The organism is Shinella lacus (assembly GCF_010994755.1).
GTDB lineage: Bacteria > Pseudomonadota > Alphaproteobacteria > Rhizobiales > Rhizobiaceae > Shinella > Shinella lacus.
The window spans coordinates 465,605-491,069 of sequence record NZ_WHSB02000001.1 but is presented as its reverse complement, the minus strand read 5'-3'; the positions used below and the strand labels follow the sequence as shown (position 1 = coordinate 491,069).

Genomic DNA, 25,465 nt, shown 5'->3' with positions numbered 1-25,465 from the left:
CTTACCTGTGTTTCATGACGACGAGCGTGATGTCGTCGTGGATTTTCTGCGTGCCGATATGCGCCATGAGATCGGCGATGATGCCATCCTTGATCTCGTCGGCGGTTTCCCTGCGGCGTTTCTTGGCGCTCTCGCACAGCCGGTCGAACCCGAAGAGTTCGCCCCCGGGGCTTTCCGCCTCGGTAACACCGTCCGTATGCAACACGATGACATCGCCGGTATCGAACGGGAATTCATGCGTGGAGATGAACGGGCCGATGTCGCTTTCAAGGCCGATCGGGAAGCCGAGGTCGACGGTATCGATGCGCTCGACCTCGTCATTGTCGCGCAGCACGAGCACTTCCTCGTGCTGGCCCGACAGGGTCATCTTGCGATCTGCGTAGTCGAGGAAGGCGAGCGAAAGATGTTTGTCGGTCTTGGTGCGCTGGATGTTCTTGAAGACGGCGCGATTGAGGACTTCCAGGAATTCGCGCGGGTTCTCGTCGCCCTGTTCCTGGAGCGCGCGCGCCACGGATTGCACCATCAGCATCAACACGCCGCTTTCGAGCCCGTGGCCCGTCACGTCGCCGATACCGACCTTCATGCGCCGATCGTCGTGCAGCACGTCGAAATAGTCGCCGCCCACTTCGTCGGCTGGCTCCATGTAACCGGAAACGTCGATGCCCTTGATCTCGTCGAGCTCGTCGCGCCGCGGCAGCACCATCATCTGGATCTGCCGCGCGACGTCGAGCTCGGCGCCAAGCCGCAGGTTCTCGCTCTTCAGCTTGGCATTCAGCGCGTTGATTTCGCCATTGGCGGTTTCGAGCGCTTTCGTGCGCACAGCCACCAGGTTTTCAAGATTTTCCGTGTGGTAGCTGATCTCTTCCGCCATGCGGTTGAAGGCGATGCCGACCGCGGCCACCTCGTCGCGCGCGGGAATGGCCACACGGACGGAGTAATCCTTGTTCTGCAAGCGCTGAGCCGCCTCGACCAGTGCCCGAAGGCCGGCGGTGATTCGGCCGGAAATCGCGAAGACGGCGCTGAGAACGACCAGCAGTGAAAGGATGACGGTGCCGATCTGCCAAGTTACGACCTGGCGCGTCTCGTCGGAAATGCCCTGCTTGGCTGCAATCAGCGAGGCATAGATCTCGTGTTCCGGAACCATGAAGCCGAGCGACATGACTTCGCGGGTGACGGGGACCTTGCCGGTATAGAGGTTCTCCGCCTCGAGTTGCTTGAGCAACACGACATAAGGCACGTCCTCACCGTTCTCCTTCAGCGTCACATTGGTGAGCACGGTCTCGGTTGTTGACGGCATGGCGAGCGAAGCGATGGCGGCCTGATTGCTGTGCGCCAGCCGCCGGTCGAAGCCGCTTTCATTGTTTATCTTGACGCCGAGCGTCTTCTCGCCCTGTTCGGTGACGGCAAGCACGTTGCCGTTCGACATGGTGAGGAACGCGAAGCCCGTCTCTGCGATCTTGACGCTCTTGACGATATCGGCGAGCTGGTCGAGCGTCAGGTCGACGCCGACGATGCCGTTCAGGTCCTTGCGGTCGGGTGTCGCCAACGGCTGGAAGAAGCTGACGATGATCTTGCCCGTGATGCCGTCGAGATAGGGCGACAGCATGGTGATCTGGCTGTCGACGGGGCGCTCCGTCGGTGTGGCGAGCCACGACTGCCACGTCTCGTAGAGGCCGGGGAAGTAGAAGTCCCACCAATTCGTCTCATTGTGGCCCGGATAGACCTTGTCGAAGACCGAGCCCTGGTCGTTGTAGGGCGTCGAGCGCAGGATCGGGTTTGCGCGGGGGCCGATATAGTACATCTGCAATTTCGGCGGACCGGCCGAAAGGAAGCTTGGGCCGACGAGGTTGAAAATGGCGCTTTCGCGCACGGTTTTCATCGCCTCCGGGGTCGGCTGCTTGTTTTCGTCGAGCAGATAACCCCAGACGGTGACAGCCGAAGCCTCGCCTGCCTGGTTCTGCCACCAATTGCCCGCCTGGTTATAGGTAAGCGGGGTGGTCACACCATCGGTTTGAAGCTGCTGGCCAAGCTTGTCGGACAGCGCAGGATTGTCGATGAACGTCTGCATCGACCCGGCAAGGCCGGTCACTTCCGCATGGTAACGGTCGAGCAGGAGGTCGGTGCGCTCGACCGTCGTCTCGAGATAGTTCTGCAGATATTCGATGTTCGCCTTTTCGAGACCGCGACCGACCTCGTCCATCGCATTGGTGGAGAGGCGATTGACGTTCCATAGCGCGATGCCGCCGGCAACCAACAGGTCCACCAGCACGGCGCCGCCGACGACCAGCACGAATTTCGCGCGGAACGACGTCAGTGAAAATCCCCAACGCGAGGGTGGTGTCCCTGCAATCTCGCTCATCGCGGCTTGCGTCCCGATGCCACCCAGACCGGCCAGCCGGCATAACCGCCGGGATGAAGGGCAGCAGCAATGTGATCTTCGAAGCCGCGGCGGAATTTTTCGACGAAGGCGGCGTCATCACCGCGTTTTTCCGACATGCCGCCTGCGAACATTTCTTCCCAGGCCATGATCATGTCAGCGAAGGCTTGTGCGTCCCCGTCGCGGTTGGTCACCATGAAGCTTTCGATGCGAAGGTCCTCAAGACCTGCACGTTGCAGGGCCTGGTAGCTCTTCGGACCGAATTCGAGGTCCATGTCGAAATCCGCGAAGAGTTTCGAGAGTTGTTCGTAGGTCCACTCGATGGAGGGACCGCGCGGTTCGCCGAGGCACTGGGAGATTTTTTCGTTGGTGACGTAGACACGGCCGCCCGGCTTGCAGATGCGCACGAGCTCGTTGACGATCATTTCCGGCTTGTTGAAGATCTGCAGTGCGTGGCGGCAAGAAACGAAATCGAACTGGCCGTCTTCCAGCAGCATCTCGGCGGCGTCGCCGTAGATATACTCGATGCCGCCGATGTCGAATTCACTGGCGACCTGGCGGGCATAGGCGAGGCTCGACTTGGAATGGTCGAGTGCCACGATGCGCGACGGCGAAAACTCCTTGGCGACCAGCACCGCGAAGTCGCCGATGCCGCAGCAGATGTCGGCCATGGTCATGCCGGGCTCCAGCCCATGACGCGGCAAGATGGCGCGTTCGTGCTTCCAGGTGAGCTTCGTCTGGGTGCGTAGCACCGGCACGAAGCCGCCTTCTTCGAGGAAAGCCTGGCCGGGATAGAACTCGCTGTCATATTCCTCGACGACGATTTTCGGGTTCTTCGCCGTGAGTGTACCGAATTTCTTCGTTGACCAGCCGATCACGCTCGACGTGATGATGGTGATCTTGATGTCCGGCCGTTCTTCCGCCGCTTTCAGCAAGGCACCCGCAAGCGAATGGAATGCCACGTTGTTGAGGCGCACGAGGCGTTTCACGTTTACGTAGAACGTTCCCCTGATCGAGGCGAGCGACGTTTCCAGAAGCTTGACGCAATCGGCCATCTCGGCGGCGCGCTGCGGCCGCATCGAGCCTGCAAGTGCGAGCTCCTGGTTGTTCTGGTCGAAGGAAACCTTGTAGGTCTGGACAAGCTTTTCGGCGATCATGGTGCACTGGCCTCGAGCGTGAGTTCGGCGATGAGACGGATGGCGTTTCCGTCGGCTGGTTCAATGGAGAAGCAGGCGGCGTAGTCGACTGCGAGTTCGAGCAGGCCGATATTCGGCTGCAATGGCCCGTCGGAAAACAGCGCGTTGTGGTAGCGCGGCGAAACGTCGCCACCGTTGAGGACGACGACCGCATCCCGATAAAAACCTTCTGTTTCCGTATCGACCGGGATGGTGAGGGCGATCCGGTCTTTCGCGCCATTGCGCGAAACGGAGCAAACGAAGCTGCCGGTCGGTGCATGGAGACGGTACACGGTTTCCAGAAGCTCGTTGAGCGCCGAGGAGAAAAGATTGGAGTAAAGCAGCGAATCACTACGGTTGTGACTGATCATGCGCGCGAAATAGGTCGACAGCCGGTCGCAATATGACCAGTTTGAGGTGAAACCAGCCATATCCATATCGAATTCCAGAAGCAGCGTGAATTCGCCTGCCTCCGTCTGCCCTGCACCCAGATCCATTCGCCCCTGCCTCATGATTTCGTAAGGGGGCATCACGGCCGCGCGCTTACATATCTTTCAGGAAAAACCTAAACTATGTAATGTCCGAAGTGCGGGCGATGCGCATGGCAGCCAGCGGAGATCGACGTTAGCGATATGATATCGCGGGTTGCGCCGTCCCCTCCGAACTCAAGAAGAAAGCTTTCCATACAATCATGAAGGATTTGTCAAACTCAACCGTTGCTTCTTCAGCAACCCCCGCGGGCGATGACGCCGCGGAACTTGCCCGGGTGCGCCTCGATTTCGCGCAGCTCCAGGAGGAATATGACGACCTGAAGCTTCTCTACGAGGCGATGATCGAACATGGCGAGGCCGTGGAAGACCAGCTCGCTGAACAGAATCTGCTGCTGGAGCGAACGCAGGCGCGACTCGACGAGGAACTGAACGATGCCGGCCGCTACGTCTTCTCCATCTTGCCCGACAAGCGCATTGCCGCCCCCGCGACAGACTGGCTACTGGTGCCCTCCACCGAACTCGGCGGCGATTCCTTCGGCTACCATCAGATCGACCACGACCATTTCGCCATCTACCTCTTGGATGTCTGCGGCCACGGTGTCGGCGCCGCTCTGCTTTCCGTCACTGTTATCAATGTGTTGAGGGCGTCAGCTCTGTCGAATGCGGATTTCCGCGATCCCTCCACGGTCCTGAAGGCGCTCAACGATACGTTCCCGATGGAAAAGCAGAACAACATGTTTTTCACCATCTGGTACGGCGTCTACAAGGCGAGCACCGGCGAGTTGCGCTATGCGACAGGCGGCCATCCGCCGTCGATCCTGCTGCGCGGTGAGAACCGGCCGGAAGGCACGCCGTCGCGCGAACTGCTCATCACCGTCGGCGGCGTCGCGATCGGCGCGCTTTCGGAAATGGACTACGACAGCGAAGTCACGCGTGTTTTCCCGGGTGACCGGTTGCTCGTTATAAGTGATGGAACATTTGAGGTGAATGGTCCCGGCGACGAGATGCTGAGCGTCGAGGCGCTGGCCGAGCACGCGGAGAAGGAAGGATGCGGTCCCAAGGGCGTTCTCGCCTGGGTGCGTTCGTTCAACGCGGAAGGCCCGCTGCCGGACGACTTCTCGCTGCTCGAAATCCGTTTCTGATCGAATCAATTGCCGGTTGCCGGGGAGCTTAATTCCGCTATCTTTGCAGCATGCTGGAGGAGGTGTGGTCATGGTCTCGTTCATGAAATGCGGCCTGGCCGCGCTCTTGGTTCTCCAGATGCTGTCCGGGAGCGCCGCCGCTACTGAGGCGGCGCCGGCCGACCTTGCGATCGCGCGCAGCCTCGCGACCATGCTGCAATCGGCGCGCTCGGTGATTTCCGTCAACCAGGAGCGGATCAACGATCCGGCGCTCGGCGACAAGGGCTTGTCGGGTGCGGCCGTCTTGGAAAAGGCCATCGCCAATTACACGCAGGCCACCGGCCGCGACCCGAACACCATCGATCCGACCTCCTATGAGGGGCGGCTCATCCGGGCGCAGATGGATGCCGTTGTCGAGGTGATGGACGCCAACCAGGCGACGATCAACGCCGAGGGAGAGGGCTTCAAGGGCTTCATCCCCGCCACCTTCACACGCCTGGTCACCGAGGCCTTTCAGGCCCGCGTCGGCGAGGAGGCAAGCATGAAGTTCACCGCGCCGCCCGTGTTGATCCGCAACCGCAAGGCACGCCCGGACGCCTTCGAGGCGGCCGCGATCCGCGATTATCTGGAAGCCGCCGACTGGCCGAAGGGGCAGATCTATTCGGCGCTGGTTTCGGCGGACGGCCAGGAGAGGGCACGCATCATGGTGCCCGAATATTACGTGCCATCCTGTCTCACCTGTCACGGCGACCCGGCCGGCGAACTCGACATCACCGGCTACCCGAAAGAAGGCGCGCATGAGGGCGATCTCGGCGGCGTGATCAGCATCGGGCTCATTCCGCAATGAGCAGCGCCTCCATTTTCTCGCCGCGGCGCCTGTCGATCCGGCTGCGGCTGATCATCCTCGCGGCGGTGCTGCTTCTCGCAATGCTCGGCAGCAGCCTGTTCACCCGCGGCGAACTGTTTCGCGCGCTGGAATCGGGCGACGAGGCGAATCGCATCGCCCAGATCAGCACGCTGTCCGATGATGTGCGCGAAGCCTTCAACAGCCTGCGCTACTGGCAGACAGACCTTGCCGTCAGCCTCCTCACGCTGGCCGAAACCCGCGCCGAGGAAGCCCGCACCCGCCTTCGCGAACGGCTCGACAGGCTGGCCGAGCACCGGCCGACCGAGGCGGCGGCTATACGTGAGGGGGTCGATCGGTTCGATGCGCTCGCCAACCAGGCGGTCGAGGCCTATACGGACGACCAGCGGGTGATCGGCAACACCCGCTTCGCCGAGGCGCGGCGCTATGGCATCAGCGTCGAGGAAAACCTCGCCGCGCTCCAGGCCGATCTTGCCCGCCAGTCCGGCACCGCGCGCGCCAATATCCTGCGGCAGTTCGAGCGGGCCTCCAATGTCGCCTCGCTGCTCTCGGCCATCGCCGCCATCATCGGCACCGCGCTGACCGTCGTCATCCTCGGCTCGATCCTGAAGCCGCTCGGCGAGATCGTCACGGCCGTGCGGGGGCTGACCGCCGGTGACGCCCAGGTCGTGGTGCCTCCGGCCGGCGGCGATGAACTCGGCAAGGTCAGCGAGGCCCTGCAACTGCTGAAGGAGAACCAGGGCGAGCGCGACCGCCTGACCCGGGAGGCCGAACACCAGCGGAAAACCCTTGTTGATGCCATAGAGAGCATCGCCGAAGGGTTCACGCTCTACGGTCCCGACGAGCGCCTGCTGATCATGAACCAGCGGTTTCGCGACATGCACCCCGTCCACAACGAGATGATCGCCGGCACGTCGACCTTCCGCGACGTCATCGAGGCGGCCGGACGCCACATCGTCGAGCTCGACCGGCCCTTCGATGACTGGCTCGCCTCGCGGCTCTCCCTGCACGATCACAGCGCCACCCGTGTCACCCCCTTCAAGGATGGCCGCTGGATGCAGGTCAGCGAACGGCGCACCCATGAGGGTGGCTTCACCGTTGTCTATGTCGACATTACCGAGCTGCGCCAGCGCCAGCACGAGCTGGAACTCGCGCGCGACGAGGCGCAGCGGGCGACGCAGGTGAAATCGGAATTCCTCGCCAATATGAGCCACGAGCTGCGCACGCCGCTCAATGCCATCATCGGCTATGCGCAGATCCTCCAGGAGGATGCCGAGGACACCGGCCAGACCGAATCGCTGCCTGACCTCAAGAAAATCGAGAGCGCCGGCAACCACCTACTCGGCCTCATCAACGGCATCCTCGACCTGTCGAAGATCGAGGCGGGTCGCATGGAGGTCTACCGCGAGCGCTTCGACATCGGCGCGCTGATGAGTGACGTGGCCTCGCTGATCCGCCCGCTCGCGGCCAAGAACGACAACGAATTCGTGGTCCATTGCCCCGACGATATCGGCACGATCGAGACCGACGTCACCAAGGTCAAGCAGGCGCTGCTCAATCTTTTGAGCAATGCCTGCAAGTTCACCGAAAAGGGTACGGTCTCGCTCGCTGTCTCGCGGCAGGGCGAGGGCGGCGACCGCCTGCTGGTGATGACCGTCACGGATACCGGCATCGGCATGAACGAGGAACAGCTTGGCCGGCTCTTCCAGGCATTTTCGCAGGCCGACAGCTCGACGTCCCGCAAATTCGGCGGCACCGGGCTGGGCCTCGCGATCAGCCGCAGCTTCGCGCAGATGCTTGGCGGCGACCTGACGGTCGAAAGCCGGCCGGGCGAGGGGTCCCGCTTCATCTTCGTCCTGCCCGATCCGGAAGAGGCGGCGGCAGGTGCGGAGACGACCGAGGGCGACGATCCGTCGATATCGAGGCTGGAGCAGAGCGAACGCCCCGCCGTGCTTGTCGTCGATGACGACGAGGCATCGCTGAACATCATTGGCTCGCACCTGAAGCGCGAGGGCTACCGCGTGCTCTATGCCGGTGCCGGCGAACAGGCACTGGAAATGGCGCGCAAGCACCGTCCGGCCGCCATCACGCTCGATATCCTGATGCCGCAGATGGACGGCTGGTCGGTGCTCGTCGCGCTGAAATCCGATCCGGAGCTTGCCGCCATCCCCGTCGTCATCGTCAGCATCAGCAACGAGAAGGCGCTCGGCTTCACGCTCGGCGCCGCCGCCATGCTCACCAAGCCGGTCGATCGCGGCGAACTCAGCGATTTCATCGCCCGCATCACCGGCGGCAGCCAGGGCGGCACGGTGCTCGTCGTCGAGGACGACCAGGCGACGCGGCTTCTCATCCAGCGCACCGTCGAGCGGCTCGGGCGCGCCGTCGCGCTGACGGAGAACGGCCGCCAGGGCATGGCCTGGCTTGCCGCCAACGAACCGCCGATCGCCATCCTGCTCGACCTGCAGATGCCGGAAATGAACGGCTTCGAGTTCCTCGCGGCTCTGCGCGACCGGGAGGAATGGAACGCCGTGCCGGTCCTCGTCGTTACCGCGAAACATCTCTCCAATGCGGAACGGGATCTGCTCAGCGCCCGCACGACGCAGATCATCGGCAAGGGCAAGGGCGCGCATATCGAACTCACGCAGGCGCTTCGCGACGTCATCATCTCGGGTGCGCCGAAAGGGACCGGGAATCCATAAAGATGGTGAAGATCCTGCTTGTCGAAGACAATGAAATGAACCGCGACATGCTCTCGCGCCGGCTGGAACGCCGGGGCTACGAGGTCATCTTCGCCCATGATGGCGAAGAGGCCGTCGCGCGGGCAGAGGCCGACGCCCCCGACCTCGTCCTGATGGACATCGGCCTGCCCGGCATCGACGGCTGCGAGGCGACGCGCCGCATCCGCAGCGGCCCCGCCGGCACCGGCCTGCCCATCATCGCACTCACCGCCCACGCCATGAATGTCGACGAGGCCCGCGCCCGCGAAGCCGGCTGCGACGACTTCGACACCAAGCCGATCGACCTGCCGCGGCTGATCGGCAAGATCGAGAAGCTGCTTCCCGACACCGGTTGAAGGGCCAGGCGGAAATCAGCTCGCGGATCACAACCGGAGCTTTTTTCAGTCTGTCGATCGCGCGCGGCTGGATTTCATTCGAGATCCACTGCAGCCGGGACCAGTGGCCGAAGCGCGTCGATCAATGTGGTGGTGCCATGCCGAACCTCGCCCATGCCGGGCTCGACGTCGATGAGACCGCCTGTGTTATGTGCGTCGTAAAGGTCGATCAGCAGCTTGGTAGTGCTTGCGCTCACAACCCGCTCCAGGCTTTCCTGCCACTGCGCACGAGGCAGCGCCTGTGCGGTGATCGTGCGGCCGCGCAATTGACTCAGAACCGCGGCCACATCGGCAGCGCTGTAGCGGCGTGGCCCTTCCGCATGGACGATTTGCACATCGGTTCCGCCGCTTGGGCCAAGCAGGAGGTCCGCGGCCATCAAGCCGACATCTGCCGCCGAAACCGTCGGAAAATCCATTTCGACCGGGTGGTGCAGGCTGGGCAAGATGCCGGTCGTGATCGCCATTGGAACGAACGCGCCCCAGCCTTCCATATGTTCTGCCGATCGCAGGAAAATCTTCGGCATGTCCAGTCTGCGAAAGCGCTCCTCGAAAATGCGAAAGAGGGTGGGCATCCCGATATCACGGCCGATATGGGCGCCATAGTCGGAAATCGCCAGGACACGTTTCGGCCGCTCCAGCGCCATGGCCATGCTTTCGATCGACCGGCGCATGTCGCCGGGGGCATCCTCGGCCTGCGTTGGAGGCGGAAGAATGACCTGCACGGCATCCGCATTCGCGATCGCCCAGCCGAGGGCGGTGGGGTCCTGCAGATCGGCGAGCGCGATGTCGCAGCCTATTTCGCGGAGCCGGCCCGCCTTTGCCTCGTCACGCAGGATCGCCCGAACGGGCATGCCGGCCTTGCGCAGTGCCAATGATGTGGAATAACCGACCTTACCGGCGGCTCCGACGATTGCAAACATGGTGCATTTCCTTGCTGAAGATGGGCAAGGAGTAGGGAGCGGTACAGAATTCGTCGCACAGATTCAGGCGGATTTTTGCAGATTCGGGCGGAATTCATTCGTCTGCCGGGCGATCTCGCCAGGGGTCTGGCCGAGCAGCCGGCGCATTGTCAAGGTCATATGGCTTTGATGCGCGAACCCGGCGGCGACCGCGATCTCACTTGCGGGCATCGTCGTCGTGACCATCAGGGCGCGCGCATATTCAACGCGGCGGCGGATGACATATTGATGCACCGGGGCGCCGGTGCTGTTGCGAAACAGGGTCTTCAGGCGCGTGACGCTGACGCCTGCGACCATTGCCAGATCGGCAAGCCGGAGTCGTTGATCGAGATTGGCCTCGATGAAGTCCGTCAATATACGAAGCTGACGCGCCGAGAGTTTGGGCTCGCTGCGATCATCCCGCGCCCGAAAATCGCCGCTGGCTGTCTCGATCAACCGCACGGCGAGCGCGTTGGCGAGAAGATCGATGAAGAGAGGATCGGACGGCGTGTCCGCCTCCAGATCCGCCTTGATGGCCAAACCGATGCCTTCGAGGCGCGCATCGCGAACCTGAAATCTGGGCATAAGCTCGATCTTGCCGGCGTCGCGACCGAGTTCCCCGGCAACCTGATCAAGCAGCGAAGGGTGGAGGCTCAGTCGCAGGATCCGGCAGTCGGCATCGTCCTCCCATGAGCCATCCATGCCCGCTGGAACGATGTCGATATCGCCCGGTTTCTGCACCCGGCGCATGCGCCGGCCGCCGATCGAACAATCGGCCTTTACGGGCGGACCGAAGTGCATGCCCAGTGTATGCAGTTTTCCGCCCGGCACATGCGACAGGCCGCGGGGGATATGCAGGAAATCGGCGTCGAGTCCGGTCCAATTCCTGCCGGCGCTTGTCAACAGGATCTGCGCTGCATGAGGCGCCATCGGGCTATGCTTTCGAAAGGTTGGCGGCAAGATTAGCGGGCAATCATCCGTTTAACAACCGCCGCGGCCCGCCGCCGCACGTATGGTTTTACCGACCCTTGTTTGCCATGCGCTCGACGATCATTTCGGCGATCGGGATCGCCGAGGTGGCGGCGGGGGAGGGGGCGTTGCAGACGTGCAGCATGCGGTCGGTCTGCGCGAAGAGGAAATCGTGGATCAGGGCGCCGTCCTTGCGCACGGCCTGGGCACGAATGCCGGCTTCGTGCGGGAGTAGGTCGGTGAGGTCGAGGCTTGGGCAGTATTTTCGGCATTCTTCGAGGTAGCCCGGCTTCCAGAGCGAGTTTTTGAGTTCGGTGACCGCGGATTTTCGGTTGGCGAATACGGTTTTCCAGAAACCGGGAAACAGCGCGTAGTCGGCCATGTCGGCAAAATTGACGGAAAGGCGTGGGTAGCCTTCGCGGGCAAAACCGATCACGGCATTTGGCCCGACGGTCACGCTGCCGTCGATCATGCGCGTCAGGTGCACGCCGAGGAAGGGCAGGGCAGGATCGGGGATCGGGTAGATCAGGTGGCGGACGATGTCGTTCTTGGCTGCCGGAAGGCGATAATATTCGCCGCGGAAGGGAACGATGCGGTGCTCGATCGAAAGCCCGGCGAGCACGGCCAGCCGGTCGGACTGGAGGCCGCCGCAGACCACCAGCTTTTTCGCCTGCCAGCTTTCGCCGGCCGATGCGATATCGACGGAATCGATGGATTCGCGAATGCCGGTGATGCGCGTCGAAAGGCGGATTTCGCCGCCGAGCGCCCTGATGCGCCGTCCCATGGCCTGGCAGACTTCGGCATAGCTGACGATGCCGGTCGAGGGCACAAAGAGCGCCCCACGGCCGCGGATGTTCGGCTCCCGCTCCTTCAATTCGCCCTCGCTGATGCGCTGGACTTCGATCGTGTTCTGTTTCGAGCGTTCGTAGAGCGCTTCCATGCGCTCCACTTCGAGATCGGAGGTGGCGACGAGCAGCTTGCCGCAGACCTCGAAGCGGATGCCGTTCTCCAGGCAGAAGGCCTTGGTGGCCTCGGCGCCCTTGCGGCAGAGTTCGGCCTTCAGGCTGCCGGGCGGATAATAGATGCCGGCATGGATGACGCCGCTGTTGTGGCCAGTCTGGTGCTTGCCGAGCGCATCCTCCTTCTCGATGAGGATCAGGCTGCTGCCGGGCTGGCCTTCCAGAAGCCGCATGGCCGTCGCCAGCCCGACGATGCCGCCGCCGATAACGCAATAGTCGAAAATCATCTGTCCCGCCCCTGCCTGGCCGATTATGCGCCCGCAGCCTGGCGTTCGCCATAGCCGAAATAAGCCTCTTCCAATGCATGGCCGTCGGCAAGCTCGTTTGCCGAACCCTCCAGCGCCACATGGCCGTTGCGCAGCACATAGATGCGGGACGCAAGGTCGAGAATGCGGGCGGTGGACTGTTCGACGACGAGCAGCGTCAACCCGTCGGCATTGAGCTGGCGCAGGCTCGCATAGACCTGGTCGATGACGAGCGGCGCAAGGCCGAGCGAGGGTTCGTCGATCATCATCAGCGAGGGGCGTTGCAGGATGGCGCGGGCGATGGCGAGCTGCTGCTGTTCGCCGCCGGAAAGGTGGCCGGCAACACCGCGGTAGCGGGCCTTCAGGATCGGGAAGATGGCAAGCACGCGCTCCAGATCCGCGGCGGCTTCAGCCTTGTCCTTGCGGATCATGCCGCCGAGCAGCAGGTTTTCCTGCACCGTCAGCGTGCGAAAGATGCTGCGGCCTTCCGGCACCAGCGCCAGGCCCTTCCGGCACAGCTTTTCGGGTACCTGGCCGGCGATCGGCTCGCCATTGAAGGTCATCGTGCCGCCGGTCGGCGCCATGAGCCCGGAAATCGTCTTCAGAAGCGTGGATTTGCCGGCGCCGTTGGGGCCGACGACGAAGACGATCTCGCCCTTGCGGACCTCCAGATCGACCGATTTCAAGGCAGCAAGCCGGCCGTAGCCGGCAGTGAGGCTGCGTATTTCGAGCATGTCGTTCCCCTTTAGCGCGGTTGAGGCCGTCGATCGAAATCGGAAAGGCTCACCGTTTTTTGCCGTTGACAAAAAAAATCTAACCCGCATTCTGTCTTCTGTCCACAGAGGACTATGTGCAAAAATTATGGCGGTGCATCGTTCATCGCCAAAGGGGAACGACGATGAAATCTGTTGCTGTGGCCGCCTCGGCCGCAATCGCCCTCCTGTTGCCGGTGACCAGCGTTCAGGCCGAAGAGCCGATCAAGATCGGCTTCGCCATCGCGGAATCCGGCTGGCTTTCGAACTACGACAGCGCGCCCTTCAAGGCGGCCGTCATGAAGATCGAGGAGATCAACAAGGCCGGCGGCCTCTTGGGTCGCCAGATCGAATATTCCGTCATGGACACCAAGACCGAGCAGGCCCGCGCCGCGAGCGTCGGCGCGCAGCTCGTCGATGGCGGCGTCGACATGCTGGTCGTCTCCTGCGACTACGATTTCGGCGCGCCGGCGGCGCTTGCCGCCAAGCAGGCCGGGAAGATCGCCTTCAGCCTGTGCGCGGCCGATCCGAAGATGGGCGTGCAGGGCGTCGGCCCGCTCGCCTTCACCGCCAACAGTGCGGCGCAGTCGGAAGGCATCGCCATTGCCGAATACGGCCAGAAGAAGATGAACCTCAAGTCGGTCTACGTGCTGGAAGACCTGACGATCGAATACAACAAGTCGGCCTGCGCCGGTTTTCGCGCGGCCTGGGCGGCGGGCGGCGGCGAGGAGACGATCCTCGGCAACGACACGTTCAAGAACGACGACCCGTCGATCGCCTCGCAGATCACCCGCCTCAAGGGCCTGGCGACGCAGCCGGACGCGGTCTTCGTCTGCTCCTTCACGCCGGGCGGGGCGTCCGCCGTGCGCCAGCTTCGCGCCGCCGGCATCGACCTGCCGATCCTCGCCAACACCGCGATGGTCGACAACTACTGGCTGAACGCCGTGCCCGGCCTCAAGGATTTTTATCTGCCCGCCTTCATGTCGCTCTATGGCGATGACCCGCGGCCGGAGATGAACACGTTCCTCGAAAGCCACAAGGCACGCTACGGCGAGCCGCCGGTCTCCTCCTATTCGGTGCTCGGCTACAGCCTCGTCGAACAGTGGGCCTATGCGGTCGAACAAGCCAAAACGACGGACTCCGAAGCTGTGGTCGGCGTCATGAACACCTTCAAGGACCAGCCGTTCACCGCCGGCCCGACCTCCTTCACCGATCAGCTTCATATCCAGGTCGACCGGCCCTGGCTGATCATGAAGGTCGAGAACGACTCCTTCCGCGCCGTGGAAGTCTACCGGAACTCGTTCAAGCCGGATGTGAAGCTCCTGTTCCGCGTCGGTCAGTGACCGCCGCCCGTCGGCCGCATGGCGGTGCGGCCGACGGGGCTCAACGCTTCCGAAATCCCCTTAGTCGAGCTTACGGTTAGGTCTCGTCCGATATGTCACGTCCACAAAAACAAAGGCTGGAAGCCCGCGGCGTCGCCGTCGCCTTCGGCGGCATCCGGGCCTTGAGCGGGGTCGACCTGGAGATCTGGCGCGGCGAAGTGCTCGGCCTGATCGGCCCGAACGGCGCCGGCAAGACGACCATGGTCAATGTGCTGAGCGGCTTCCAGCGCCCGACCAGCGGCAGCATCAGCCTCGACGGCATCGATGTCTCGCGGCTCACGGCGCGCAAAATCGCCCAGGCCGGCGTCGGCCGCAGCTTTCAGGCCGCCCGTCTCTTCCGGGCGATGACGGTGGAGCAGAACCTTTCCGTCGCCGCCATCGGCAGCGGGCTTTCGCGCCGGGAGGCCCGCGAGCGGGCGCTCGATATCCTGCGCTGGATGGGGCTGGAGAGAAAGGCCGATCACCGCTGCGACAGCCTGTCCTATGGCGACGAGCGGCGTGTCAGCATCGCCCGGGCGCTCGCCTTGCAGCCGTCCTTCGCGCTGCTCGACGAGCCGGCCTCCGGCATGAACGACGCCGAATGCGAGGCACTGATGGAGGTGATTTCCGAGCTGCCGGCCCGCTTCGGCTGCGGCGTGCTGCTGATCGAACACAATATGAAAGTGATCATGGGCGTCTGCCAGCGCATCCATGTGCTCGACGGCGGCCAGAGTCTTGCCGAGGGCTCGCCGCAGGACATCCAGAAAAACCCCGCCGTCCGCCGCGCCTATCTCGGCGAGAAGGCGACCGACAGCACCCTTGCGATCTAGGAACCGGACGCCATGGCCAACATCGTTCAAGTTCTCGTCGATGCCATCGCGCTGGGCAGCCTCTACGCCCTCGTCGCGCTGGCGATCGGCCTCGTCTTCGGCGTCATGCGGCTCGTCAATTTCGCGCAGGCCGATTACATCACCATCGGCGCCTATGCGCTGGTCGTGCCGACCGCGAGCGTCACGCCGCCGCTGCTTCTGGGCGCGCTGCCCGCGGCCCTGATGATCGGCGGCGTGCTGTTCGTGGTCGTCGTGCTGGCGCTGCTGACCGAGCGCGTCGCCTTCCGGCCGCTGCGCAACTCCAATCCGTCGACGCTGCTGATCTCCTCCTTCGCCGTCAGCTATTTCCTGCAAAACCTCGTCATGCTCATCCATACCGGCCGGCCGAAATCGGTCGGCATCGGGCAGGGGCTGGCAAATGCAGTGGAGATCGGCGGCGTGCGGGTTCCGGGCGTGCAGCTCCTCACCATGGTCGTCACCGCCGGCTTGCTGGTCGCCCTGGTGCTCTTCCTCAAGAAGACGCCGCTCGGCATCCAGATGCGGGCGGCGGCCGAAAACTTCCAGATGGCCCGCCTGCTCGGCATGCCGGCAAACCGGGTCATCGCGCTCGCCTTCGCCATCTCGGGCCTGCTCGGCGGTGCGGTCTCGCTGCTGCTGACCATCCAGACCGGCACGCTCGACCTGCGCATGGGCCTGATGCCCGTCGTCTACGCCTTCTTCGCCACCGTCATCGGCGGCATGGGCTCGCTGCCGGGCGCGGCACTTGGCGGGTTCCTCGTCGGCGTCGCCAGCGTGCTTCTGCAAACCTACCTGCCGGCGGACCTGCGACCCTTCCGCGATGCCGGCGTGTTCATGATGGTCATCCTGATCCTCCTCGTGCGCCCGCAGGGCCTGATCGTCACCAGCGCCGCGAAGGAGCGCGTATAATGAAGAGCGATACCATGTCCTTCGCAACGATCGGCCGCTTCTGGTTTCCGGTGCTCGCCCTCGTCATACCGCTTGCGATTATCGTGGTGGTGACAGGCCAGTTCGGCGGCCTCTCCATCCAGCGCACCGTCATCGAAATGCTGATCAGCATCGTCATCGTTGTCGGGCTCTACGTCTTCGTCGGCAATTCCGGCATCATCTCCTTCGGCCATGCCACCTTCATGGCGATCGCCGCCTACGCTTCCGCCTGGCAGACCTGCTGCGAGATGCTGAAGCCGATCACCATGTCCGGCCTGCCGCCGTTCCTGCGCGACCAGAGCATTCCGCTCCTGCCGTCGGCCGTGGTCTCGGTGCTGCTCGCTGGCGGTGCCGCCTTCCTCACCGGCCTCGTCATCATGCGGCTCACCGGCCTTGCGGCCTCGATCTCCACGCTCGCCGTGCTGTTCATCTTGAACGTCGTCTATTCCAACTGGGACAGCGTCACGATGGGTTCCGCCTCGATCGTCGGCCTGCCGACCTATGTGACGGCCTGGCTGGCGCTCGGCTGCGCCGTTGTCGCCATCGTCGTCGCCTATCTCTACCAGGTCTCAGCCTTTGGGCTGGCGATCCGCGCAACACGCGAAGACGAGGTCGCGGCGGCGGCGTCGGGCATCTCGCTCTACTGGTCGCGGCTGATCGCCTTCACGCTCTCGGGCTTCATGGTCGGCCTCGGCGGGGTGCTTCAGGCGCACTACCTCGGCACGGTGTCGATCAACAGTTTCTTCCTGAGCTTCACCTTCCTGGCGCTCGCCATGCTCATCGTCGGCGGCATGGGCAGTCTTGCGGGTGCTGTGGTCGGCGTCGTCGTCATCACGGCGATGGTCGATATCTTCCGCCGGCTTGAAGGCGGGATTTCGATCGGCGGCGAGCAGTGGTCGCTGCCGGCGGGCACGCAGGAGCTTATCATCGCGGCCTTTATGCTGTTGATACTGGTCTTCCGCAAAGACGGAATCATGGCAGGGCGAGAAATGACCCTGCCGGAGCAGGAACATCGCGAGAAAGGGCTCATCAATGGCTAACAATCTACTCTTCAATACCGACGAGCCGATTGGCATCATCGACCACCGGATGCTGTCTGACCAGGTTTCGACCTTTCTCGTGCGCGAACTGATCTTCGGCCGGCTCCAGCCCGGCCAGCGCATCAACGAGGCGGAACTGGCGCGCCAGCTCGGCATCAGCCGCAACCCCATCCGCGAGGCGATCCGCCGGCTCGAGGAGCGCGGCCTGCTCGTCGCGGTTCCCCGCAAGGGCACCTTCGTTCGCACCTTCCTGCACAGCGATATCGACGAGATCTTCTCGTTCCGCGTCGTGGTCGAGCGCTTCGCCGTCGAGCAGGCGCTGCCGCAGATGACCGACGCCGACATCGAGCGCATTGCCGGTTTCGTCGATGCGATGGTCGCGGCCGCCAATGCCAATGACGAGATCGCGCTGGTCGAAAACGACCTCGCCTTCCACCTCGAAATCTGCCGGCTCTCGAAGAACCGCCAGACGCTGCACGCCTTCACCAACATCCAGGCGGAAGTGCAGATGCTCATCACCATGGCCGAGCGCCAGTTCGAGAGCCAGATGGCGGCCGCCGTCGACCACTGGCCGGTCGTCGAGGCGCTGCGCACCCGCAACCCCGAAAAGGCGATGGACGCCATCCGCGATCACATCCGCGATTCCTGGCGCCACCTGCTTGAAGCTTACGAGCGGGAAAAACCCCGCTCGTCCTGACCCTATCCATGAGAAAAGAGGGAACAATGCCTGACAGAAAAATCATCGGCATCGATATTGGGGGAACGTTCACCGACTTCGTTTCCTACGATGCGGCGACCGGCACCATCGAGAACTGGAAGAACCTGACGACGCCCTCCGAACCGATCGAAGGCGTGCTCCAGGGCCTCGGTCAGGTGGAGGATGTTGCCAGCGTCGACAAGATCCGTCTCGGCACGACGATTGCGACCAATGCGCTCCTGACGCGTCGTGGCGCCAAGGTGGCCTATGTCACGACCACCGGCTTTCGCGATGTTCCCTTCATCCAGCGCGGTGACCGCCGCAGCCACTACGACATCACCTGGATCAAGACCAAGCCGCTGATGAAGCGCGCCGACACCTATGAGATCGGTGGCCGTTTCAGCGCCAAGGGCGAGCTGGTCACGGCGCTCGACGAGGCGGCCGTGCGCGAGCTTGCCGCGACGATCAAGGCCGACGGCACGATCGAGGCGATCGCCGTCTGCACGCTGTTCTCCTATATCGACCCGAGCCACGAGCAGCGCATTCGCAATATCCTTGCGGAAGAGCTGCCCGGCATGCCGATCTCGATTTCCTACGAGGTCCTGCCGAAGTGGAAGGAATACGACCGCGCCTCCACCACCATCGCCGACGCCTACCTGAAGCCCATCGTCTCCGACAATTTCCACCGTATGCAGAAGCGCCTTGACGCCATCGGCATCGGCGACCGCATTGGCGTGATCAAGTCGAACGGTGGTGAATCGACGCTGAAGGGTGCGGCTGAAGCGCCGGTGCAGATGACGCTGTCCGGCCCGACCGGCGCGGTCGTCGCAACCCGCGTTCTTTCCGAACTGACCGGCATCAAGAACCTCGTCACCTTCGACATGGGCGGCACCTCTACCGATTGCTCGACCGTCGTCGACGGCATGGAGCATGTGACGACCAGCTTCGAGATCGAATGGGGCCTGCCGATCCAGATCCCGATGATCGACATCCACACGATCGGCGCCGGCGGCGGCTCGATTGCCTGGATCGACAAGGGCGGTATGCTGCGCATGGGCCCGCAATCGGCCGGTGCCGCACCGGGTCCGGCCTGCTATGGCCGCGGCGGCGAGAATGCTACCGTGACCGATGCGAACGTCGTGCTCGGCCGCATCAACCCCGACTACTTTCTCGGCGGCAAGATGAAGCTCGACGCCGAGGCGGCGCATCGTGCGGTGAAGAAGATTGCCGACCAGCTCGGCCTTGAAGTCGATGCGGCGGCCTTCGCCATGGTGCAGATCGCCAACAACAACATGCTCGGCGCGCTGCGTGCCGTCCTGCTCCAGCGCGGGCTCGATCCGCGCGACTTCTCGCTCGTCGCCTCGGGCGGTGCAGGTCCGGTGCATATCTGCGACCTGATGGATATTTCCGGCATTCCGCAGGGTATCGTACCGAACTATCCCGGCCAGTTCTCCGCCTTCGGCTTCATCATGACGGATGCCCGCGTCGACCGGCACCGTACCGTGCAGCAGATCTCGAAATATTTCGACGGTGCCCGCGCCACGGCGGCGATGACGGAGCTGGTGGATGGCGCCATCGCCGAGCTGGTCTCGCAGGGTTACCAGCAGAAGGTGGAGATCTACCGTTCTATCGAGGCGCGCTATTTCGGCCAGAACCACGAGCTGGAACTGAGCTTCCCGGCCAACCAGTTCACGGAAGAAACCATCGCAAGCCTCTGGGAGCGCTTCCATGAGGAGCACCAGAACCGCTTCGGCTTCTCCATTCCCGGTGAGACCATCGAGACGGTCAATCTCAAGGTCGTGGCCGTTGCCGTTTCCGAAAAGCCGCAGATGCGGGAGCTCGAAAAGGGCGAGGGTACGCCTGCCTCTTCCGGTAGCCGCAAGGTGCGCTTCGAGGACGGCTGGCACGAGGTGAAGACCTACGACCGCGGCACCTTCAAGCAGGGGCAGACCGTCACCGGTCCGGCCATTGTCGAAGAAAACGCCTCCGTCACCATCCTGCAGCCGCAACAGACGCTTCGCGTCGACCGGCTCGGCAACCTGATCATTTCGGCCTGAGGAGTACCGTCATGGACTTCGTTACGATGAACATCCTGGAATCCAGCATGGTCTCTCTCTGCAAGGAGATGGGGATCGTGCTGATGAAGACGTCCTATTCGACGATCTTCAACGAGGCGCTCGACTTCACCTGCGGCCTCGCGGACATGAACGGCGACATGATCGCCGTCGCCGACTATTGCCCGGCGCAGATCGGCGGCATGCCGCTGCTCGTCAAGTCGTGCCTTAAGGAAATCCCGATCGACGAGATCGAGGAGGGTGACGTTATCCTCCACAACGACCCCTATCGCGGCGGCCTGCACACGCCGGAGCACACCTTCTTCAAGCCGATCTTCGTGGATGGCGAGATCATGGGCTTTGCGGTGGCGATCGGCCATATCGCCGAAGTCGGCGGCATGGCGCCGGGTGGCTTCTGCGGTGAGGCGACGGAAATCTTCCAGGAAGGCCTTCGCATTCCGCCGGTGAAGATCAAGAAGCGCGGAAAGGACAATATCGAGGTCTGGAAGCTGCTTCTCGCCAATGTGCGCACGCCGCGCGTCAACTATGGCGACCTTCGCGCCCTCATCGCCGCCGTCGATCTCGGCGAAAAGCAGATGACGCAGATCTACAAGAAATACGGCAAGGAGAAGATCAAGGAGACCGTCAACGACCTGCTGCTCTATTCGGAGCGCCGCATGCGCGCCGAACTGGAACTGATCCCGGACGGCATCTACGCCTTCTCCGACACGATCGAGAGCGACGGCATCGACGCCGACCGCACCTATACTGTCGCCGTCGAAGTGCACAAGCGCGGCGGCGAGATCATCGTCGACTATCATGGTTCCTCGCCGCAGGCCTCAGGCCCGATCAACGCGACGTTGGGCGTCGCCACCTCGGCCGCCTACAATGCCGTGCTGCACATGACCGACCCGACGATCCCGCGCAATTCCGGCTGCTTCCGGCCGATCCGCGTGATGGCGCCACCCGGCACCATCGTCAACGTGGATTTCCCGGCACCGGAAGTCGGCGGCAACACCGAGACGCATCCGCGCATCGTCGGCACCATCCTCGGCGCCATGGCGCCGGCCATTCCGAACCGCGTCATGGCGGCGGAAGGGGCGACGCACTGCAACTTCGTCTTCGGCGGCGTCGATGCGGATACGGGCGAATATTTCGCCTGCTACGACCTAGAAGCTGTCGGCTGGGGCGGCCGTGCCTTCGCGGATGGCAATGACGGTGTCGACTCGATCAACGGCAATTGCCGCATCACGCCGGTCGAAGTCTACGAGACGCGCTTCCCCTGGCGCATCGAAAGCCTTGCCTTCAACGTCGATGCCGGCGGTGCCGGCGAGTACCGCGGCGGGGTCGGTTATTCCAAGCAGATGCTGTGCCTCAACGACGAGATCATCTGCTCGCAGATGACCGACCGCCACCTGCTCGCCCCCTGGGGCCTCAACGGCGGCACGGAAGGCGGCGTCGGCGCGACGCTGGTCATGAAGAACGGCCGCGAGGACTGGCAGACGATGCGCGAAGCCTACGGCAAGGCCTCGACCAGCCGCTATTCCAACGTCTCGATCCGCCGCGGCGACCGCGTGCGGCTCGTCACCCCGGGCGGTGGCGGTTACGGCGAACCGGCAAAGCGCGATCCGGCAGCGGTCGCAGAGGATGTCCGCGAGGGCTACGTCTCCAAGGCGGCCGCCCAGAAACATTACGGCTACCAGGAGGCCTGAGACCATGAAGTTTTCGCTGAACGGGCTTTACATCGAAAGCTACACGAAATGCGCCAATTGCGGCGTGCTGATCTACGAGGCCTCGGCCGAGGATTCCGCCCGCAAGAAGGTGCATGACGGGGGCATCTATTGCTCCGAGGAATGCGTTGACTGGAAGCTTGCCCGGGACGCCCGCCGCGCCAAGGCGGCCGTCTGAGTAATTGATGCGCCGGCCCCGTCCGAGAAGGTGGGGCCGGCCAACTTGAAGCGCCGCGATAGCGCCGCGCCATAACAAACTGTCCAAGGAGACATCCATGTCCACGAACGCTGCCTTCATGGCGCGGCGCGCTGCCGCTATTCCGGCTGGCCTGTCGAAACATCTCGACGTCTATATCGAGAAGGCGGAGAACGCCGAACTGTGGGACGTCGAAGGCAAGCGCTATATCGATTTTGCCGCCGGCATCGCCGTCAACAACACGGGTCACCGTCATCCCAAGGTGGTCGAGCGGGTGCGCAACCAGCTCGACAAAGTCACGCACACCTCGTTCCAGACCACGCCCTATATCGACTATGTCACGGTCTGCGAGAAGCTGAACGAACTGGTGCCGGGCGATTTCCCGAAGAAGACCTTCCTCGTCTCCACCGGCGCCGAGGCCATCGAGAACGCTGCCAAAATCGCCCGCGCCGCGACCGGCCGCTCGGCCTTCGTCGCCTTCTCCGGCGCCTTCCACGGCCGCACGCTGATGGCGATGACGCTGACCGGCAAGACCACACCCTACAAGGCGGGCTTCGGTCCGCTGGTGCCCGATGTCTTCCACCTGCCGTTCCCGATCCCCTACCACGGCATTTCCGAACAGGAATCGCTGACCGCGCTCGACCGTTTCTTCCGCTCCGAGGTCGATCCCACCCGCGTCGCCGGCATCTTCGTCGAGCCGGTGCAGGGCGAGGGCGGCTTCTACCCCGCGCCCGTCACCTTTCTGCGCACGCTGCGCGAGATCTGCGACAAACACGGCATCCTGCTGATCGCCGACGAAATCCAGACGGGTTTTGCCCGCACCGGCAAAATGTTCGCGATGGAACATGCCGGCGTTGCCGCCGATATCGTCACCATGGCGAAGGGGCTCGGCGGCGGCTTCCCGATCGCCGCCGTCACCGGCCGCGCCGATATCATGGACAAGATCCCGATGGGCGGTGTCGGCTCGACCTTCGCCGGCAATCCGCTGTCCTGCGCGGCGTCGCTCGCCGTGATGGAGATCATCGAGGATGAAAAACTGATCGACCGCGCCAACGAGGTCGGCAGCCGGCTGAAGGCGGTCTTCGAGGACTGGCAGGAGGGCAATGAGTTTGCCTGCATCGGCGAGGTGCGCGGCCTCGGCGCCATGGTGGCGATCGAGTTCGTGCGCGACCGCGAGACGCGCCAGCCCTGGCCGGAACTGGTGAAGGCGATCACCCACACCGCCGCCGAAAAAGGTCTGCTGCTGCTCTCCTGCGGCGTGCACGGCAATGTTGTGCGTGTTCTGACGCCGCTGACCATCCCCTTCGAGCATCTCGACGAAGGCATCACCATCCTGAAGGACAGCCTGCGGGCGGCGCTGGAAAAGGTGGAGGCCGGGCAATGACGCTCGCGCTGCTGCATGACCGCGCCTTCATCGACGGTGAATGGGTGGACGCGGATGGGGGCGCGACCTTCGAGGTGCGCAACCCGGCGACGGGCGAGGTTCTCGCCCGCGTCGCCGATCTGGCCGCCGCCGATGTCGAACGCGCCATCCTTGCCGCCGAGCGCGCGCAAATCGACTGGCGCGAGCGTCCGGCCAAGGAACGGGCAAAACTGCTGCGCGCCTGGTTCGACCTCATCACCGCGCATACGGAAGACCTTGCCCGGCTGATCACAGCCGAGCAGGGCAAGCCGCTGTACGAGGCGCGGGGCGAGGTGGCGTTCGGCGCTTCCTTCGTCGACTGGTTTTCCGAGGAGGCCAAGCGCGTCTATGGCGACGTCATCCCCTCGGCCGGGCGCGACCGGCGTTTCGTCGTGCTAAAACAGCCGATCGGCGTCTGCGCCGCCATCACGCCCTGGAATTTTCCGCTGGCGATGATCACCCGCAAGGCCGCCGCAGCCCTTGCCGCCGGCTGCACCATGGTCGTCAAACCCTCCGAGGAAACGCCGCTGACGGCGTTGGCCATGGCCGAGCTTGCCCGGCAGGCCGGCATTCCGGCCGGCGTGCTCAACATCGTGCCGTCGAAAGATTCTGCGGGCATCGGCCGCCTGCTCTGCGAACATCCGGTTATCCGAAAACTCTCCTTCACCGGCTCGACCGCAGTCGGCAAGCTGTTGATGCGGCAGTGCTCTGACACGCTGAAAAAGCTGTCGCTGGAACTCGGTGGCAATGCGCCGTTCATCGTCTTCGACGACGCCGACCTCGATCTCGCCGTCGCCGGCGCCATCGCCTCGAAGTTCCGCAATTCCGGCCAGACCTGTGTGTGCACCAACCGCATCTATGTGCAGGACGGCATCCACGATGCCTTCGTGGCGAAGCTGAGGGAAGAGGTTGCGAAGCTGAAGGTGGGAGACGGTGCCGCGCCGGAGGTGGTGCAGGGGCCGCTCATCAATGCGAAGGCCGTGGCGAAGGTGGCGGAGCTGATCGGCGATGCCGTGGACCATGGCGCCAGCGTCGAAACCGGCGGCAAGCCGCATGCGCTTGGCGGTACCTGGTTCGAGCCGACGGTGCTGAGCGGCATGCAGGCCTCGATGCGGCTTGCGCAGGAAGAGGCGTTTGGCCCGGTCGCCCCGGTCTTCCGCTTCAAGGATGAAGCCGAGGTCATCCGGCTCGCCAACGACACGCGCTACGGCCTGATGGCCTATTTTTACGCGCGCGATATCAATCGGATCTGGCATGTGCTCGAAGAGCTGCAATTCGGCATGGTCGGCATCAACGAGGGCCTCATCTCCACCGAACTCGCGCCCTTCGGCGGCATCAAGGAGAGCGGTTTCGGTCGCGAGGGCTCCAAATATGGTATCGAGGAATATGTGGAGCTGAAATATGCCTGCTTCGGCGGGCTGAAGAGAGCATAAGGGACAGCATGTCGCAAAAGGTGGCGTTGATCGTTGGAGCGTCGCGAGGCCTCGGCCTGGGCCTAGCGGAAGCCTTTCTTGCCCGCGGATGGGAGGTAATCGCGACCGTGCGCAATGAGCGCGGCCGCGTAGCCCTCGAAACGCTGGCGGGGAAGGGCACGCTCTCGATCGTGACGATGGACATCACGATCGCCGAGGATATCGAGCGTGTGCGGAAAACCCTGTCCGGGCGCAGGCTGGACGTGTTGTTCGTCAATGCCGGCATCGCCAATGATCCTGCATCCCCCATCGAGAGCGTGCCGGAGCAGGATTTCCTGGATGTCATGGCCACGAATGCACTGGCGCCCTTCCGCGTCATCGGCGCGCTGCACGGTCTGATGGCGACCGACGGCGTCGCCGCTGCCATGTCCTCGAACATGGGCAGCGTCAGCGGCAATGCCGGTGGCGGTTGGGACGTCTATCGCGCCAGCAAGGCGGCCCTCAACCAGTTGATGAAGAGTTTCGCCGCCCGGCATGCGGACGGCAAAACCTATCTCGCCGTTTCGCCCGGCTGGGTGCGCACCGACATGGGTGGCGATAGCGCACCGCTCGATGTCGAAACGAGCGCCGCAGGCATCGTCGGCACGCTGGTTGCCCGCGCCGGCAGCGGCGGCGTGCATTTCGTCGATTATCGCAACGAGACGATCGCCTGGTAGGCAGAACCGGCACGCCGG

At 63.5% G+C, this 25,465-nt stretch carries 22 protein-coding genes; 15 read left to right on the top strand and 7 right to left on the bottom strand.

The window, feature by feature from the left end; translation table 11 throughout:
• Position 1: 1 nt before the first annotated feature.
• Genes GB927_RS02270 through GB927_RS02260 form a run of 3 tightly spaced genes read right to left on the bottom strand, consistent with a single transcriptional unit; the run spans position 2 to position 4,049 of the window.
• A complete protein-coding gene (locus GB927_RS02270; protein WP_256114918.1) occupies positions 2-2,359 on the bottom strand; it encodes a SpoIIE family protein phosphatase in 2,358 nt (785 codons plus the stop codon).
• The gene (locus GB927_RS02265) at positions 2,356-3,534 is read right to left on the bottom strand and encodes a methyltransferase domain-containing protein (RefSeq protein ID WP_256114917.1); all 1,179 of its coding nucleotides are present in this window, start codon (positions 3,532-3,534) and stop codon (positions 2,356-2,358) included. Before GB927_RS02265 ends, GB927_RS02270 begins: the two co-directional genes overlap by 4 nt.
• Positions 3,531-4,049, bottom strand: a complete 519-nt coding sequence (locus GB927_RS02260) for a ubiquinone biosynthesis methyltransferase UbiE (RefSeq protein ID WP_256114916.1) — start codon at positions 4,047-4,049, stop codon at positions 3,531-3,533. Before GB927_RS02260 ends, GB927_RS02265 begins: the two co-directional genes overlap by 4 nt.
• A 269-nt stretch (positions 4,050-4,318) precedes the next feature.
• Between GB927_RS02260 and GB927_RS02255 the strand changes: the two genes are divergently transcribed.
• The 4 genes from GB927_RS02255 to GB927_RS02240 all read left to right on the top strand — a co-directional run bounded on the left by GB927_RS02255 (position 4,319) and on the right by GB927_RS02240 (position 9,102).
• Positions 4,319-5,185 (top strand): PP2C family protein-serine/threonine phosphatase, encoded by an 867-nt coding sequence (locus tag GB927_RS02255; RefSeq protein ID WP_256114915.1) that lies wholly within the window; start codon positions 4,319-4,321, stop codon positions 5,183-5,185.
• A gap of 70 nt (positions 5,186-5,255) precedes the next feature.
• Entirely contained in the window at positions 5,256-6,011 is a 756-nt protein-coding gene (locus GB927_RS02250; protein WP_256114914.1) for a Tll0287-like domain-containing protein, read from the top strand.
• On the top strand, positions 6,008-8,728 hold the full coding sequence (locus GB927_RS02245) for a response regulator (RefSeq protein ID WP_256114913.1): 2,721 nt from the start codon (positions 6,008-6,010) through the stop codon (positions 8,726-8,728). The genes GB927_RS02250 and GB927_RS02245 overlap by 4 nt, the downstream gene beginning before the upstream one ends.
• A gap of 2 nt (positions 8,729-8,730) precedes the next feature.
• Positions 8,731-9,102 carry a response regulator gene (locus GB927_RS02240; protein ID WP_256114912.1) on the top strand — a complete coding sequence of 124 codons (372 nt, stop codon included), beginning with the start codon at positions 8,731-8,733 and terminating at the stop codon, positions 9,100-9,102.
• A gap of 74 nt (positions 9,103-9,176) precedes the next feature.
• Here GB927_RS02240 and GB927_RS02235 read toward each other — a convergent pair whose 3' ends face one another.
• The 4 genes from GB927_RS02235 to GB927_RS02220 form a co-directional block, all read right to left on the bottom strand.
• The gene (locus GB927_RS02235) at positions 9,177-10,061 is read right to left on the bottom strand and encodes an NmrA family NAD(P)-binding protein (RefSeq protein WP_256114911.1); all 885 of its coding nucleotides are present in this window, start codon (positions 10,059-10,061) and stop codon (positions 9,177-9,179) included.
• Between the two features lie 63 nt (positions 10,062-10,124).
• Positions 10,125-11,009, bottom strand: coding sequence for a helix-turn-helix domain-containing protein (locus tag GB927_RS02230; RefSeq protein ID WP_256114910.1), 885 nt, complete (start codon positions 11,007-11,009; stop codon positions 10,125-10,127).
• Positions 11,010-11,097: 88 nt separating this feature from the next.
• Positions 11,098-12,291 carry an L-2-hydroxyglutarate dehydrogenase gene (gene lhgD, locus GB927_RS02225; protein ID WP_256115408.1) on the bottom strand — a complete coding sequence of 398 codons (1,194 nt, stop codon included), beginning with the start codon at positions 12,289-12,291 and terminating at the stop codon, positions 11,098-11,100.
• Between the two features lie 26 nt (positions 12,292-12,317).
• Positions 12,318-13,046 (bottom strand): ABC transporter ATP-binding protein, encoded by a 729-nt coding sequence (locus GB927_RS02220; protein ID WP_256114908.1) that lies wholly within the window; start codon positions 13,044-13,046, stop codon positions 12,318-12,320.
• A 164-nt stretch (positions 13,047-13,210) separates the two neighbouring features.
• Here GB927_RS02220 and GB927_RS02215 point away from each other — a divergent pair, with 164 nt between their 5' ends.
• From GB927_RS02215 to GB927_RS02165, 11 genes are all read left to right on the top strand, one after another.
• Positions 13,211-14,407, top strand: coding sequence for an ABC transporter substrate-binding protein (locus GB927_RS02215; RefSeq protein ID WP_256114907.1), 1,197 nt, complete (start codon positions 13,211-13,213; stop codon positions 14,405-14,407).
• A 92-nt stretch (positions 14,408-14,499) separates the two neighbouring features.
• The gene (locus GB927_RS02210) at positions 14,500-15,255 is read left to right on the top strand and encodes an ABC transporter ATP-binding protein (protein ID WP_256114906.1); all 756 of its coding nucleotides are present in this window, start codon (positions 14,500-14,502) and stop codon (positions 15,253-15,255) included.
• Between the two features lie 12 nt (positions 15,256-15,267).
• Positions 15,268-16,182 (top strand): branched-chain amino acid ABC transporter permease, encoded by a 915-nt coding sequence (locus GB927_RS02205; protein ID WP_256114905.1) that lies wholly within the window; start codon positions 15,268-15,270, stop codon positions 16,180-16,182.
• Positions 16,182-17,240: a branched-chain amino acid ABC transporter permease gene (locus GB927_RS02200; RefSeq protein WP_256114904.1), complete on the top strand. Its 1,059-nt coding sequence runs from the start codon at positions 16,182-16,184 to the stop codon at positions 17,238-17,240. Before GB927_RS02205 ends, GB927_RS02200 begins: the two co-directional genes overlap by 1 nt.
• Positions 17,233-17,937 (top strand): GntR family transcriptional regulator, encoded by a 705-nt coding sequence (locus GB927_RS02195; protein ID WP_256114903.1) that lies wholly within the window; start codon positions 17,233-17,235, stop codon positions 17,935-17,937. The genes GB927_RS02200 and GB927_RS02195 overlap by 8 nt, the downstream gene beginning before the upstream one ends.
• Before the next feature lie 26 nt (positions 17,938-17,963).
• On the top strand, positions 17,964-19,994 hold the full coding sequence (locus GB927_RS02190; RefSeq protein WP_256114902.1) for a hydantoinase/oxoprolinase family protein: 2,031 nt from the start codon (positions 17,964-17,966) through the stop codon (positions 19,992-19,994).
• A gap of 11 nt (positions 19,995-20,005) precedes the next feature.
• Positions 20,006-21,703 carry a hydantoinase B/oxoprolinase family protein gene (locus GB927_RS02185; RefSeq protein ID WP_256114901.1) on the top strand — a complete coding sequence of 566 codons (1,698 nt, stop codon included), beginning with the start codon at positions 20,006-20,008 and terminating at the stop codon, positions 21,701-21,703.
• 4 nt (positions 21,704-21,707) lie between these two features.
• Complete coding sequence (locus GB927_RS02180; RefSeq protein WP_256114900.1) at positions 21,708-21,899, top strand: hypothetical protein; 192 nt, start codon at positions 21,708-21,710, stop codon at positions 21,897-21,899.
• Positions 21,900-21,996: 97 nt separating this feature from the next.
• On the top strand, positions 21,997-23,301 hold the full coding sequence (gabT, locus tag GB927_RS02175) for a 4-aminobutyrate--2-oxoglutarate transaminase (protein ID WP_439655464.1): 1,305 nt from the start codon (positions 21,997-21,999) through the stop codon (positions 23,299-23,301).
• Complete coding sequence (locus tag GB927_RS02170) at positions 23,298-24,752, top strand: NAD-dependent succinate-semialdehyde dehydrogenase (protein WP_256114899.1); 1,455 nt, start codon at positions 23,298-23,300, stop codon at positions 24,750-24,752. The genes gabT and GB927_RS02170 overlap by 4 nt, the downstream gene beginning before the upstream one ends.
• A gap of 8 nt (positions 24,753-24,760) precedes the next feature.
• A complete protein-coding gene (locus tag GB927_RS02165; RefSeq protein WP_256114898.1) occupies positions 24,761-25,447 on the top strand; it encodes an SDR family NAD(P)-dependent oxidoreductase in 687 nt (228 codons plus the stop codon).
• Positions 25,448-25,465: the final 18 nt, after the last annotated feature.